12 protein-coding genes are annotated in these 14,113 nt (G+C 59.3%); 7 read left to right on the forward strand and 5 right to left on the reverse strand.

Annotated elements, in window-relative coordinates; translation table 11 throughout:
• The first annotated feature begins 12 nt into the window (after nt 1-12).
• From HNR62_RS08690 to etfB, 3 genes are read left to right on the forward strand one after another with little or no spacing between them, the layout of a single operon-like run.
• Nucleotides 13-1,980 carry a (Fe-S)-binding protein gene (locus HNR62_RS08690; protein ID WP_204795694.1) on the forward strand — a complete coding sequence of 656 codons (1,968 nt, stop codon included), beginning with the start codon at nt 13-15 and terminating at the stop codon, nt 1,978-1,980.
• Nucleotides 1,973-3,223 carry an electron transfer flavoprotein subunit alpha gene (gene etfA / locus HNR62_RS08695; protein ID WP_204795695.1) on the forward strand — a complete coding sequence of 417 codons (1,251 nt, stop codon included), beginning with the start codon at nt 1,973-1,975 and terminating at the stop codon, nt 3,221-3,223. Before HNR62_RS08690 ends, etfA begins: the two co-directional genes overlap by 8 nt.
• Nucleotides 3,213-4,013: an electron transfer flavoprotein subunit beta gene (etfB, locus tag HNR62_RS08700; RefSeq protein WP_204795696.1), complete on the forward strand. Its 801-nt coding sequence runs from the start codon at nt 3,213-3,215 to the stop codon at nt 4,011-4,013. Before etfA ends, etfB begins: the two co-directional genes overlap by 11 nt.
• 216 nt (nt 4,014-4,229) lie before the next feature.
• Here etfB and HNR62_RS08705 read toward each other — a convergent pair whose 3' ends face one another.
• Nucleotides 4,230-4,694, reverse strand: coding sequence for a glutathione binding-like protein (locus HNR62_RS08705; protein ID WP_204795697.1), 465 nt, complete (start codon nt 4,692-4,694; stop codon nt 4,230-4,232).
• A gap of 57 nt (nt 4,695-4,751) precedes the next feature.
• A complete protein-coding gene (locus HNR62_RS08710) occupies nt 4,752-5,864 on the reverse strand; it encodes an alkene reductase (RefSeq protein ID WP_204795698.1) in 1,113 nt (370 codons plus the stop codon).
• 252 nt (nt 5,865-6,116) lie between these two features.
• On the opposite strand from HNR62_RS08710, the gene HNR62_RS08715 reads away from it, so the two are divergent.
• The 3 genes from HNR62_RS08715 (at nt 6,117) to HNR62_RS08725 (ending at nt 10,138) form a co-directional block, all read left to right on the forward strand.
• Complete coding sequence (locus HNR62_RS08715) at nt 6,117-6,995, forward strand: LysR family transcriptional regulator (RefSeq protein ID WP_204795699.1); 879 nt, start codon at nt 6,117-6,119, stop codon at nt 6,993-6,995.
• Between the two features lie 447 nt (nt 6,996-7,442).
• Entirely contained in the window at nt 7,443-8,912 is a 1,470-nt protein-coding gene (locus HNR62_RS08720) for an MFS transporter (RefSeq protein ID WP_204795700.1), read from the forward strand.
• Nucleotides 8,913-8,977: 65 nt separating this feature from the next.
• Entirely contained in the window at nt 8,978-10,138 is a 1,161-nt protein-coding gene (locus tag HNR62_RS08725) for a M20 aminoacylase family protein (RefSeq protein WP_204795701.1), read from the forward strand.
• A gap of 180 nt (nt 10,139-10,318) precedes the next feature.
• On the opposite strand, the gene HNR62_RS08730 is transcribed toward HNR62_RS08725, so the two are convergent.
• Nucleotides 10,319-11,311: a GlxA family transcriptional regulator gene (locus tag HNR62_RS08730; RefSeq protein ID WP_204795702.1), complete on the reverse strand. Its 993-nt coding sequence runs from the start codon at nt 11,309-11,311 to the stop codon at nt 10,319-10,321.
• A gap of 162 nt (nt 11,312-11,473) precedes the next feature.
• Here HNR62_RS08730 and HNR62_RS08735 point away from each other — a divergent pair, with 162 nt between their 5' ends.
• Entirely contained in the window at nt 11,474-12,349 is an 876-nt protein-coding gene (locus HNR62_RS08735; protein WP_239552697.1) for an MBL fold metallo-hydrolase, read from the forward strand.
• Between the two features lie 332 nt (nt 12,350-12,681).
• Here the strand turns inward: HNR62_RS08735 and HNR62_RS08740 are convergent, their stop codons facing one another.
• A complete protein-coding gene (locus HNR62_RS08740; protein WP_204795703.1) occupies nt 12,682-12,954 on the reverse strand; it encodes a hypothetical protein in 273 nt (90 codons plus the stop codon).
• A 155-nt stretch (nt 12,955-13,109) separates the two neighbouring features.
• Nucleotides 13,110-13,487: a hypothetical protein gene (locus HNR62_RS08745; RefSeq protein ID WP_204795704.1), complete on the reverse strand. Its 378-nt coding sequence runs from the start codon at nt 13,485-13,487 to the stop codon at nt 13,110-13,112.
• Between the last annotated feature and the right edge of the window lie 626 nt (nt 13,488-14,113).

Genomic DNA, 14,113 nt, shown 5'->3' on the forward strand with positions numbered 1-14,113 from the left:
AGGTAAGCCGCTATGTTTGAGCCTGTGATCCCCTATCTGTTATTGCTCACCTTCGCTCTGGCCGTGGTCGGAGCGGTACGGCGGGTCCGCCTGTGGCGTCAGGGACAGCCCAGCCCGGTTTCGTTCTGGCAGGGACTGGCTTCCATGCCCCGGCGTTATCTGGTTGACCTGCACCATGTGGTCGCCCGCGACAAGTACATGTCCAACACCCACGTAGCCACCGGCGGCGGCTTTGTGCTGGCGCTGGTGCTGGTGGTGCTGGTACACGGCTTCGGCCTGAAATCCGCCTGGCTGACCTGGCCGTTGCTGGCGGCCTCCCTGCTGATGGCCACCGGCGCCTTCTTTGTATGGAAGCGCCGCCGCAAACCGGCTGCCGAGCTGCCCAACTCCCGCCTCTCGCGCGGACCCTGGCAGCGCCTGCCCAAGAGCCTGAAGGCCTTTTCGGTCGGCTTTTTCCTGGCGACCCTGCCGGCCACCGGCATCTTGCCCGAAGGCACCGGCAGCGGACTGCTGGCCCTGCTGTTGCTCGGCGTCTGTGTCTGGGGCCTGGGTGAGATGGTGTTTGGCATGACCTGGGGCGGCCCCATGAAGCACGCCTTTGCCGGCGCCCTGCATCTGGCCTTCCATCGTCGTCCGGCCCGTTTCGACGGCGGTCGTGATACCGGTCTCAAGGCGCTGGATCTGAATGCCGACAAGCTGGGTGTGGAGAAGGTAACCGACTTCAAGTGGAACCAGTTGCTGGGCTTCGATGCCTGCGTGCAGTGCGGTCGTTGCGAAAGCAAATGCCCGGCCTTCGCCGCCGGCCAGCCGCTCAACCCGAAAAAGCTGATCCAGGACATGGTCATCTCCATGGCCGCCCAGGAAGAAGTGACCTATCGCGGCAGCGCCCATCCGGGCCAGGAGCAGGCCGCCCGTACCGGCTGCCCCGACAAGCCGCTGGTGGAAAGCATCCTCGACAGCCAGACCCTGTGGTCCTGTACCACCTGCCGGGCCTGCGTGGAAGAGTGCCCCATGATGATCGAGCACGTGGACGCGGTGGTGGACATGCGCCGTTACCTGACCCTGGAGCGGGGCGAAACCCCGGGCAAGGGCCAGGAAGTGCTGGAAAACCTGATTGCCACCGACAACCCCGGCGGCCTGTCGCCGGCCAGCCGCAGTCACTGGGCGGCAGATCTGTCGATTCCGCTGCTCAAGCAGACCAAGGAAACAGATATCCTGTTCTGGGTGGGTGATGGCGCCTTCGACATGCGCAACCAGCGTACCCTGCGTGCCCTGGTCAAGCTGCTCAAGGCCGCCAACGTGGAATTTGCCTTCCTCGGCGACGAGGAGCTGGACTCCGGTGATCTGGCCCGCCGTCTGGGCGACGAAGCCAGCTTCCAGCGGCTGGCGAAAACCAATATCAAGACCCTGGCCAAGTACCGGTTCAACCGCATCATCACCGCCGATCCCCATGCGCTGCAGTGCCTGGGCACCGAATATGCGGAGCTGGGCGGAGACTACCAGGTGGTGCATCACACCGAGCTGCTGGCCGAATTGCATCAGCAGGGCCTGCTGCAGTTTAATGCCAACGGCAAGGCGCGGCTGACCTACCACGATCCCTGCTATCTGGGCCGGTACAACGGCGTCTATGACGCACCTCGCTACCTGCTCGATCAGCTCGGATTCGAGCGCACCGAAATGGAACGCAGTGGCTTCCGTTCCCGCTGTTGCGGCGGCGGCGGCGGCGCCCCGGTCACCGATATTCCGGGCGAGCGCCGTATTGCCGACATGCGCATGGAAGACGCCAGGGCGGTGAACGCCGAGGTGATGGCGGTGGCCTGCCCGCAATGTACCCAGATGCTGGAAGGGGTGGTAGAGCCGCGGCCCGAGGTGAAGGATATTGCCGAACTGCTGCTGGAGGCGCTGGTTGTGCCTCTCTCGCAGCAAAAAGTGCAGCAAACGCCGCAGCAACAGCCAGAGGAGGAAGCTGCTCATGTCTGATTTGAATCGTCGTGATCCGCGCCGGTCGTGGATACTGCGCAACCGGCTGCATCCCTGCCATACCGAGATGAATGCCGAGCTGAATGGCCAGCCGACCCGGGGCCCGACCGGCCTGCTGCGCAAGAACCCCAGGCCCCGGTGGCAATACGGCCCCAGCGGCCTGCGCCGGCTGGATCGGCTGAATATGGGTGGTGCGGCCGGGGTGACCCAGCTGTCTTCCAGGAAGCGCAGCGAACAGGTGGTATTGCCGCTGCACCAGGTGGTGGAGCCCCAGGCCTATATCGCGGTCTGGCTGCAGACCAGCGGTGGCCGCCTCACCAGTCACTGCAAGGATGTGCTGGGCCAGGCCCAGCAGCTGGCGGTCGCCCGTACAGAGCCTACCGCGGTGCTGGGCGTGCTCTGTGGCGAACTGAAGGAAAGCGTGGAGGGTGCCGGAATCGATCGGCTGCTGCAGGTGCAGGGGCCGGAATATGACGGCTATCAGCCCGAGGCCTGGAGTCAGCTGTGCGTGCAGGTAGAAAAGGGCCTGACCCCGCTGTACTGGCTGCTGCCCGACAGCGGCGAGTCGGCCGAGCTGGGCCGCCGCCTGGGCGTGGCCCTGGGCGAGCGTCCGGCCACCGGGGTATGGAAGCTGGAAGCCGACCAGTTGATCGCGAGAAACGGCGCCGGCAACCAGGATATCAGCCGGCCCTGGTCCCGGGTCATGCTGTTGCTGGAAGAGTGCGCCCTGCCCTGTGGCGAGTATCGCTATGAGGCCGGCCCGCTCGAACTGGAGCAGAAGCTGGATCAGTCGGCGCCCATCGGATCCCGACTGGAGGATTTGGGGCGGGTGGCGGTGGATCCCGCCGAAATTCCCCTGGCCGAGGCCGAGTTCATCCTTTCGGCCGGCAACGGGGTGCACGACTGGCCCCAGTTCCACCAGGCCGCGACCCAGCTCGGTGCCTCGGAAGGGGCCAGCCGGGTGGCGGTGGACGACGGCTTTATGCCCCGCAGCCGTCAGGTGGGGGCAACCGGTACTTGGGTGAGCGCCCGGGTCTATATCGCGGTGGGAATTTCCGGTGCCGTGCAGCACCTGCAGGGCATCGGCAAATGTGAAAAGGTGGTCGCCATCAACAAGGATGCCGACTGTGACATGGTCAAACGGGCCAGCCTGGCCGCCATCGGCGACAGCAGTGAAATACTGTCTGCGTTGATGAAGCTGGTTGAAGCCCAATCTCTCCAGGAGGTGAGTGATGCAGCCTGATACCCTGAATATTGCCGTGCTGATCTCTCAGGGCCAGCATCCGGTATCCGGGCGCGCGCGTCGCGCCCATCAAGACGCCTGCGCCCTGGAGCTGGCGATGTCTTTGAATGATTCTTTGCCGCAGTCGTTGAACAGCAAGGTGAGCGCCATTCATGCGGGTGATCCCAAGCAGGAAGCCCTGCGCGACTACCTCGGCATGGGCATCGACGGCCTGACGGTGTTGAACCAGACGGAAGAAGACGATGCCCTGGCGGTGCTAACCCCTTACCTGAGCGAACAGCAGCCGGATATTCTGCTGACCGGGGTGCGCGCCGAGTACGGCGAAGGCTCCGGCCTGTTGCCCTACCTGCTGGCCGAACGTCTGGGCTGGCCTCTGGTGACCGGCATCGCCGCTATCGAGTCTATCGAACATGGCGAAGCCAGCCTGTTGCAGGCCCTGCCCAGAGGCCAGCGCCGGCGCATCAAGGTCAAACTGCCCTTCGTCGCCAGCGTGGAAAGTGCCGCCGCCGAGCCCCGGCAAATTGCCTTTGCCAAGGCCAGACGCGGCAACATAATACGACTGACCCCGGCCACCGAGGCCGATCAGCAACGGGCCGAATGGACGCTGTCGGCGGCTAGATCCAGGCCCAAACGCCTCAAGGTGTCGACCGCCAAAACCGCCGCCGACCGCCTGAAGCAGGCCACGGCCAAGGCCCAGGGCGGCAAGGGCCAGATCATCCGCGATGATCCCCAGGCCGCCGCCAAAGCCATCTACGATCTGCTGGTAGAGGAGGGGGTATTGCGCAAGTAGGGTTAAGGTTTGCCTTGGGGAAGACAATGTAAAAACGCCGGCAAATGCCGGCGTTTTTTATCGTCATTCCCGCGAACCACCCCTCGTCATTCCCGCGAAGGCGGGAATCCAGGGCAGAGGGCACGAAACCTGGCCGCGAGCACCGGCATTCCAAAAAAACGACACCCAACACCACCGCCGAGGCGGTGTTTCGTTTGATGGGGCAGGGTGGCAGTATTAATGCTGATCCAGATCCCGGGCATGGTGGCGTTCTGCCAGTTGCAGCGACGCATCTCCCCACACCCGGTTGACCCGGCGGCCGCGCTGTACCGCCGGGCGTTCAAAGACCCGATCGGCCCAGCGTTTGAGATTGGGATAGTCCGACACCGACAGAAACTCGGGTACCTCGGCGTTATACAGACCGCCGCGCACCAGATCGCCGTACCAGGGCCAGATTGCCATGTCGGCGATGCTGTATTCCTCGCCGGCAATGTAGGTACGGCCGGCCAGCAGCTCTTCCAGCATGATGGTGACCTTGGCGCCATTGGGGGTGCCCAGGGAGTAAAGCTGCAGGGGGTGCTCGCCGACCGGCAGGTTTTTTTCATGGGGAGCGCCGGACACGGGCCGGTTGATACTGGCAAACTCACCGCCGTTGGTGCTGTCCCAGGTCCAGACCCGGGGGGGAATATAGCTTGAGCTCATGGACGGACTCCTGTTGGTTCAATGGTTAAAGAGCTATGTGGTTCACGATGCCGCGCATTATTCGGCAACGGAATAATCCGTGTAGCCTTCTTCGCTACCGCCAAACAGAAACGCATCACGGATGGGCGCCAGCGGCAGTTGGTGTTGCAGGCGGTAGGGCAGATCCGGGTTGGCGATAAAGGGGCGACCAAAGGCCACCAGATCCGCATAACCTTGATCCAGCACCTGTTCTGCCCGCTCCGGGGTGTAGTTGCCCGCCACGATGATCTGATTGGGGAAAATGGCCCGGGCCAGAGCGCGGAATTCTTCCGGCACATTGGGCTCGGCGTCCCAGTCCGCTTCGGCGAAGTGCACATAGCCGATGTTGAGATCCGCCATGCGCTTCAGGGCCAGCAACACGGTTTCCGGCGTATCCGGATCGTCCATGCCTCGGGCCATGTTGTGGGGCGCGAAGCGCACACAGATGCGCTCGGGTGGAAACACCCCGGCCATGCGCTCAAGAATTTCGGTCAGAAAACGGATGCGGTTTTCCGGGCTGCCGCCGTATTGATCGTCGCGTTTGTTGCTGCTTTTGCGCAGAAACTGGTCGATCAGATAGCCATTGGCCCCGTGCAGTTCAATGCCGTCAAAGCCGGCTTCACGGGCGTTGACGGCCGATTGCACAAAGGCATCCTGAGTGCGTTTGATGTCGTCCAGGGTCATGGCTCTGGGCGGGGTGCAGGCCTGTATGCCACCGCCGCCGCTCCGATCCCCATCCAGTTCGTTATGGGCCACCCAGACACTCAGGTTTTCATCGGTGTCCATCGCGGAAGGGGCCATGGGCGCCTGGCCGTTCTGGAACACGGCATGAGAAATGCGGCCGGTATGCCAGACCTGCAGAAAAATCCGGCCGCCGGCTTCCTGTACCTTGCGGGTGACCTTCTGCCAGCCCTGAATTTGCTCACTGCTGTGAATACCCGGCGCCCAGGAATAGCCCTGAGCGTCTTCCGACACCTGGGTGGCTTCCGCAATCAGCAGGCCGGCACTGGCCCGCTGGGCATAAAAATCGGCCATCATGTCGTTGGGAACATTGCCCGGCTGATCGGTGCGGCAGCGGGTCATGGGGGGCAGCACCATGCGGTTTTTAAAGGTCTGGTCGCCAAAGGCGTGGGCTTCAAACAACTTGCTCATGTTTTTTTGATACTCAAAATAGGCTGATACAACCGGTTTCAGCGAAAGGAACTACCGGGCGAAGTGAGTCTGAGGCTCACTTCGCCATAAAAAGATCAGGGGCAATGGACAGAGAAGAATCTCCAAAGGGGGTGTATTGCATCACCAGGCTCCGTTGTTCAATCAAGGGAATGTTGAGAGCGCCATGATGGCATTTTGTTTAGAATTAATAATTAGCCGATTGATGAATATATTGTTTGGGAATAATTGATAATGATGGAGTACCTTTCCGATCTCAGGCTGTTCTGTGAAATTGCCAACACCCTGAACTTTCGTCAGGCGGGGGAGCAGCTGGGGTATTCTCCCGCCGTGGTCAGCATGCGGGTCAAACGGCTGGAAACCATTACCGGCAAAACCCTGTTTCTGCGCTCCACCCGGCACATCAGCATAACCGAAGAAGGCAGGGAGCTGCTGGTGCTGGCGCAGAAAACCCTGGATCTGACCGAGCTGATGACCCTGGATCGGCAGCGCCTCAACGGGGGCCGCATCAGTGGCCAGGTACGGATTGCGGCCCCCCACTCCTTTGCACGGGTATTCTTGCTTCAGCCCATTCGCCAACTGCATGTACAGAATCCGGGGTTGACCATAGAGCTGCTGCTGGATGATCAGTTTACTCCGCTGGTGCGAGAAGGCATCGACCTTTCATTTCGAGTAGGGGAGGTGCGGGAAAATAACGTCGAAAGCGAGAACCTGATTGAGGACAAACGTATTCTGATTGCCAGTCCGGACTACCTGACGCAATACGGCGAGCCCCGGCGACCGGCCGATCTGAAACAGCACCTTATTCTCAGCCACCTGCATATGAAACACTGGGAGCTGACCGGTAACGGCGAAACCGTGCGCGTGCCATTGAAACGGGTGATGTTTTGCAATACCGGCGATTATCTTACCTGGCTGGCGGTGGACGGCGCCGGCATCACCATGAAGTCGGACTGGTCGGTGCGGGATTACATCGAGCGCGGCCAGTTGCAGCATGTGCTGCCGGACTACACCCTGGGAGAGCAACGGTTCGTTCGGGTGGTCACGCCCCGGCGGGAAGTCACTCCGCTACGGGTCAGGCATGTGCTGGAGGTGATCCGGGAGCACCTGTAACACCGAGGTAAATCCCCTTTTCTGTACGACGTCAGGGCGCTGCCTCAAAAGGCGTCGTTGTATCCGATATTCCGCACCCGTTTCAGGAACACACCGCCGGGCAGGGTTCGCGAGTGTCTCAGCATGCGCTGTTGCCGTGGCTGAAGAGGGAGTTGATACAGGTTAATTGATTTGTTTTTTATTTTTAAATCAAATACTTAAAAATATTTCTCGCCGTGTTGTATTGTAAGTTCCTGTTTATACAGCAAATTGTAACCAAGATGTGTTGGCCTGGTGCGGTAACACTGGTATTGTTGACTCTGGTCAATGGTTTCAAAAAACAACCATTGTATCTTGACATAAAAGTAGGAGCAGCAGGGCCAAACCACGCTGTTCCTTAACATGGCTTCGTCGGAGTGCGTGGCTGAAGGTAGTAAAAGCTGAACCTTGTAAAACAGGACTAACAATATGAATCAATCCGCTGCCGCCGAAGTAACTTACCAGGGTAACGACCGGCTCTTGTTTGGCATCATAATGGGGCTCCTGGCCTTTTGGCTCTTCGCCCAGACGACGCTAAACATAGCCCCGACCATGGCCGCCGATCTCGGTGTAGAACAAAGCCTCATGAACATAGCGGTGTCTATCACGGCCTTGTTCTCGGGTATCTTCGTGGTGGTGGTCGGTGGCCTTGCCGACCGCATAGGCCGTGTTAAAACGGTGATGTGGGGGTTCGCCTTTTCCATTACCGGCTCGCTGCTGCTGGGATTTGCCCCGTCGGGTGACTGGGGCAGCAGCTTCCTGCTGCTGGGTCGTATTTGTCAGGGCCTGTCGGGCGCCTTCATCATGCCGGCGTCACTGGCGCTGGTGAAAGAGTACTGGCAAGGGGCAGGCCGGCAGCGGGCGATTTCGCTGTGGTCGATGGGCACCTGGGGCGGCACCGGCTTTGCGGCACTGTTCGGTGGTTTGATGGCCGAGAACGTAGGCTGGCGCTGGATCTTCATCGTCGCCGCCCTTGTCTCTCTGCTCGGCATGCTGATGGTGCGTGGTACACCCGAATCCAGAGCCAGGGTTACCGGTGGCTCCAGGTTCGACGTCAAGGGGATCATGGTGTTCGTGACGACCATGGTCGCGCTGCAGGTGCTGGCCACTCAGGGCAGCAAGTTCGGCTGGACCAGCCCGATGGCACTGGGCCTGATGGCACTGGTGGTGGGACTTGGCGTGACCTTCTTCAAGCTGGAGTTCGGCAACCCCAACGCCTTTGTTCAGTTCCGCCTGTTCCGCAACCGCATCTACACCGGTGCCGCCCTCTCCAATCTGCTGCTGAATGCCACCGCCGGCATTATCATCGTGACCATGCTGGTGCTACAGCAGGGGGGCGGGCTCTCCGCCCAGGCAGCCGGCCTGGTGACCCTGGGTTACGCGATTTCAATCCTGGCCTTTATCCGCGTCGGCGAAAAACTGCTGCAACGCTTCGGGCCGCGCCAGCCGATGCTGTGGGGCTGCTGTATCGTTGGACTCACCATAGTGCTGCTGATGCAGACCCACCTGATGCTGGAGTCGTACAAGCTACTGTCGGTCATCGCCTTTACCCTGTTCGGTGTGGGGCTGGCCTTCTACGCTACCCCCTCTACCGATGCGGCGCTTTCCAACCTGCCATCCGAGCAGGCCGGTGCCGGCGCCGGTATCTACAAGATGGCATCGTCGCTGGGGTCCTCCTTCGGGGTGGCGATTGCCTCCGCCGTCTATACCGCCATCGCGAGCGACAATGCCGGTGTGAACTGGATCGAAGGGGTGGTCACCTTTGTGGGTAACCAGGAGAACCTGGCCTCACGCGAAGCGGCCTTCTTTGCCCTGCTGTTCACGCTGGTGTTACTGGTGACCGCCACCGTTTCGATCGTACTGACGATCCCGAAGGGAAAGGTTGCCGAGCGCGGCTGAGCCATTATCAGGCGTCGGCTTCGGTGCCGGCGCCATCCCATTAATCGCCAAATGGAAGTAACGACATGAACGCAATCGTGAAAGATATAATGCAGGACAAGTCCACCTTCAGTGAATGGTTCGAGCATATGCACAGCCACCCCGAGCTATCCATGCAGGAGGCCGATACGGCCCGCTACATAGAGCAGACCCTGCGCAGCTTCGGCGAATACGAGATCGAAACCGGGGTGGGCAAGTACGGCATCGTCGCCTCCTTGAAGGTGGGCGACAGCGACAGGGCCATCGGGATCCGCGCCGACTTCGACGCCCTGCCGATCCAGGAAAGCAACGAGCTGCACTACTGCTCCAAAGCAACGGGCGTTTCTCACCTGTGCGGCCACGACGGACACACCACCATGCTGCTGGCGGCGGCCAAGTATCTGGCCGAAAAGAAAAACTTCAACGGTACCGTGCGGCTGATATTCCAGCCGGCGGAAGAAACCATGCAGGGCGCTCCGGCGATGATCGAGGACGGCCTGTTCGAACGCTTTCCGGTCGATGCGGTGTTTGCCATGCACAATATGCCGGGGCTGGAGCAGGGCAAGCTGTATTTCACCGAAGGCAACGTAATGGCGGCCGTGGACAACTGGGAGGTGGTGCTCACCGGCAAGGGCGGCCATGGCGCCTTTCCCGAACTGGCCATCGACCCGGTCGTGGCGGGGTCGTCGCTGGTGATGGCGCTGCAGTCGGTGGTGGCGCGCAATGTCGCCCCGGCCAACCGTGCCGTGGTCACCATCGGTTCCTTCCAGGCGGGCGAGGCCGGTAATGTCATCGCTCACACCGCCACCCTGCGCCTGTCGATCCGCACCACCACCCCCGAAGACAGGACCATGGTGCTGGACAACATCAAGCGCCTGGTGCAAATGCAGGCCGAGTCCTTCGGCTGCACCGCCGAGATCCGCGAGGGCGTGCCGGGCGCCGTGCTGATCAACGATCCCGAGGAAACCCGCAAGGCCGCCCAGATCGCCAGGGAAACCTTCGGGGACGAGAATGTCTGCGAGGAGGGGCCGACCTATCTGGCCTCCGAAGACTTTGCCTTCATGCTGCAGAAGCAGAAGGGCACCTATTGTTTTCTCGGCAACGGTGACAGCAAGTTCGTTCACCACCCCGAATACGTGTTCAACCAGGATATAGTTCCCATCGGCGCGGCCTATTGGGTTGCCATAACCGAAGGTTACCTGCGCTAGGCATCCAGCGGCGGGGGCAGGGGGCTAGCCTCCTGCCCCCGACCCCCGCCGGCGTCGGTCAGGGTCGCGCTGGCGACCCCGAGGGCGGATAACGACCGTTTGTCAGCAAGAAGCCGCCCTGGTATCACGGCGGCTTTTGGGCTTTATACCAGGGCTGATGATTCCGGGGTGAAGCGTGGCTCAAGCCTCACCGTCGGGCCAGGTCGGCATGGCCTTGCGGCGCAAACAAAAGCTGCGCCGGTAGTCCGAAGGCGAGGTGCCAAGCTGGGCGCTGAACTGCTGGCGCAGCGACAGGGGCGTGCCAAAGCCGACTTCCGCCGCAATGTGCTCGATGGGCAGTTCGGTGGTTTCCAGCAGTTGCTGCGCCCGGGCCACCCGCTCGGCATTGAGCCACTTGAGCACTGTGGTGCCGGTGGCTTCCCGAAAGCGCCGGGTAAAGGTGCGCCGGCTCATCATGGCCACCTCGGCCAGCTGGTCGACCGAGAGCGGCTCGGACAGGTGCTCACGGGCCCATTCCAGCACCCCGGGCAGGCGGTGTTCACTGTGGATTTGGGGCACCGGTCGCTCTATGTACTGGGCCTGGCCGCCCTGGCGGTGTGGCGGGGTGACCAGCAGCCGGGCCAGGTGATTGGCGGCGTCCGAACCCTGGCGATCACGTACCAGTTGCAGGCAACAGTCGATGGCGGCGACCGTGCCCGCCGAGGTGACCACGGTGCCGTCCGCCACATACAGCACATCCGGCCGGAACAGGGTATGGGGAAAGCGCCTGGCGAACAGGTCTTTCTCTATCCAGTGGGTGGTGGCTTCACGGCCGTCGAGCAGGCCGGCGTCGCCCAGCACGAAAGCCCCCAGACACAAGCCCACTATCTGCGCCCCCCGGTCATGGGCCTGGCGCAGCGCCTCCGTCAGTTCAACCGGCGCGGCCACCTCGGGGTCGCTCCAGGCCGGCACCACCACAATGTCGGCCCTGGCCAGCGCGTCCAACCCGTCCGGCACCTCGATCATCAGCCCCTGCTCACTGCGAATGGCGCCGGGCTGCTGGGCGCAGTAGCGCACCTCATAACGGGGAGCGTCTGCCGACCCCTTGAGGGTATCGAACACTATCCCCGGAACGGAAAGCTGAAACAGGCTGATGCCTTCAAAGGCAAGTACGGCAACATGGATGGAAGACATAATGTTCCTCGTGGGCATGAATGGCCCAAAACTATCCTACATTGTCACTCAGGTCAATGGCGCTCCCCCTGGTATCCCGGCACACTGGCTGTCGTTAAACAGGCTCCCCGATATAGCCGGGGGGCGGATTACCCTAATTGGAGTCGAACCATGAAAATCAGAATGTTAGCCACTTCCGTAGCCCTGGCCCTGGGCCTCGCCGGCAACGGCGCCTTTGCCGATGAATCCACCGCCAGGGGCGCGCAAGACGGTGAGGTGCAGGTGCAACTGATCCGCAACGCCACGGTGAAAATAACCTACGCCGACACTACCTTTCTGATCGACCCCATGCTGGCCAAAAAAGGGGCCTACCCGGGGTTTGAAGACACTTATCGCAGCCATTTGCGCAATCCGCTGGTCGAGCTGCCGATGCCGGCGGCAGAGGTGTTCGGCGATGTGGATGCCATCATCGTTACCCACACCCATCTCGACCACTGGGATGATGCGGCTCAGGCCATGCTGCCCAAGGACATGCCGCTGTTCGCCCAGCATGAGGCCGATGCCGAGCTGATCCGTTCACAGGGCTTTACCGACGTGCGCATCCTCGACGACAACACCGAATTTGGCGGTGTCACCCTGAGCCGGACCGGTGGCCAGCACGGCACCGACGAGATGTACGCGAACCCGGTGCTGGCCGGCTCCCTTGGTGAGGCCATGGGGGTGGTCTTCCAGGCGCCGGCGCATGAAACCCTGTACCTGGTGGGCGATACCATCTGGCGCAGCGAGGTCGGCCAGACGCTGGCCGAGTACCGCCCGGAGGTGGTGGTGGCAAACGCCGGCTATGCGCGGGTCAACGGCTTTGAAGGCGCCATCATCATGGGCAAGGAAGATGTGGTACGGCTTGCCGAGCAAGCGCCCGAGGCCACCGTGGTGGCGGTGCATATGGACGCCATCAATCACATGGGCCAGAGCCGCGCCGAGTTAAGCAGCTATGTGCAGGAGAAGGGGCTGGAGGACCGTATCGAGATCCCTGAAGACGGCGCCACACTGAGCTTCTAAACCAGAATTCTGAACAAAGAATCCTGAATAAAGAGTCCTGAATAAAAGAGAGGCCGCCTTGCTACCAAGGCGGCCTCTTTAGCTTCATGTTCGGGCAGAAGGGTAAATCAGGCTTCACAAGCTGTGCTTGGCCGATATGGTCTCCGTTGTGCTTGTGCGGCCACCACAGAGGAACAATTGGGCCCAGAGCATCCGCGATGATCCCCAGGCCGCCGCCAAGGCGATTTACGACCTGCTGGTAGAGGAGGGCGTATTGCGCAAGTAAAATGAATAAGGTTTGTCTTGGGGAAGACAATGCAAAACGCCGGCAAAAGCCGGCGTTTTTATGAAAGCTAATTTGTTATATTTACCCTGTTACGTATGTATGTGGGAATATCAATAAAATCTTTCGGGTTGAAGAGGGGATGTGTATGCCCGGCATTGCGTTTTTCACTTTCAATGACTGCATTCAAGTCATCAAAACTAACGCCCAAAATACGTGCTGCTTTCATTATCCCATTAATAAACTGTTTCTTTTCCTGTTTTACCTGGGGCTCCTCAGTGGGGATTTGGCAGTACTCCTGAAACTCAATTCTCAGGTAATCCAGAAACTCTATTTTCTCCATGTTTGGCTCCATCATTCGTTGAAGAGGGGGTGGGTTTGATTTGTACGTATAGCGTTACGAGGTGAGGTCTTGCATTTTGACCATTAGGTGTTATTCCAGAGAAAAAGACAAGACCTGACCCCGAGGCTTGCCCCATCCCTTCTCTATAAACACACCTAGATTTTGCTGCATCTTCCAATTAACCATGAATGACGTTGCTCTCCCTTATCGGGAAGAGTGAGTATGCTCAATACAAATACATTATCAGCGTCCATCATAAAATTCCCGCTCCACAATCCATCTGAACGTTCACACCAGATTGGTCTAACGTTATTATCGCGATTACATTTGTCCAGCATAATGGTGTCTTTTCCAAAAAACTGCAGCCCTTCATTTGTAATGATCAACTTGTCATAATTTAAGAAGCTGTTGGAACTTAAGATATCGCTTTTCTTTTTAACCTGAGCGCCGTGTTCTCCAATACATAGCCAATTTGGTGTATCCGCAAATGAAGGGGCGATAAGAGATAACAAAAAAAATGGCATAAACCTCATATATTTTCTCCTAAGAAATCATGAGAATTTGATACTTACAATCAATCTCACTTTAACGTTTGACATAAGTCGCAGGGTGAAGGATTAGTACTTCGACTTATTAAATGTTTTACCCGCGAGGATACCAACCCTTGTTATTATGCTTTGGAGTAGGCAAGCCATTTACTTTTAACAACTGGGATCAGATGATACTTTTCTTTGGTCTGTCCATCTTCCCTGACCTACCCTTCGCCGATACAGAGACTCTACCTCATCCTTAAACCGTTCGCTGCCTAAAGCCAGACCTTTGTTAACTGTGTTCCGAATTAACTTTAGCTATCCACTATCAACATGACTTTTGAATAAGTTACGGTATGCAGCAGCTCGCTCCGATTTGGTTTTACCTAGTTTTAAATATTCTTCGTGTGGCGTACATAAGTCATTTTCGACGGCCAATCCGTTATGGCGATAGCTCAACCAAGCATAGTCGGCAGGATCATGAACCATCGCTGCACGAACAGGGTTCAATTCAATATAACGGTAGCATTGCAACATTCGTAGGATCTTAAGCGGAGGCTGCTGTCAAAGCTTGCTACAGGGAGGCTAGTCGATTGATTTATCAGAAAAATGGTTTGAAGTGTGCTGCT

Origin of the sequence: Oceanisphaera litoralis, assembly GCF_016907015.1 — a bacterium.
GTDB classification, from domain to species: Bacteria; Pseudomonadota; Gammaproteobacteria; order Enterobacterales; family Aeromonadaceae; genus Oceanimonas; species Oceanimonas litoralis.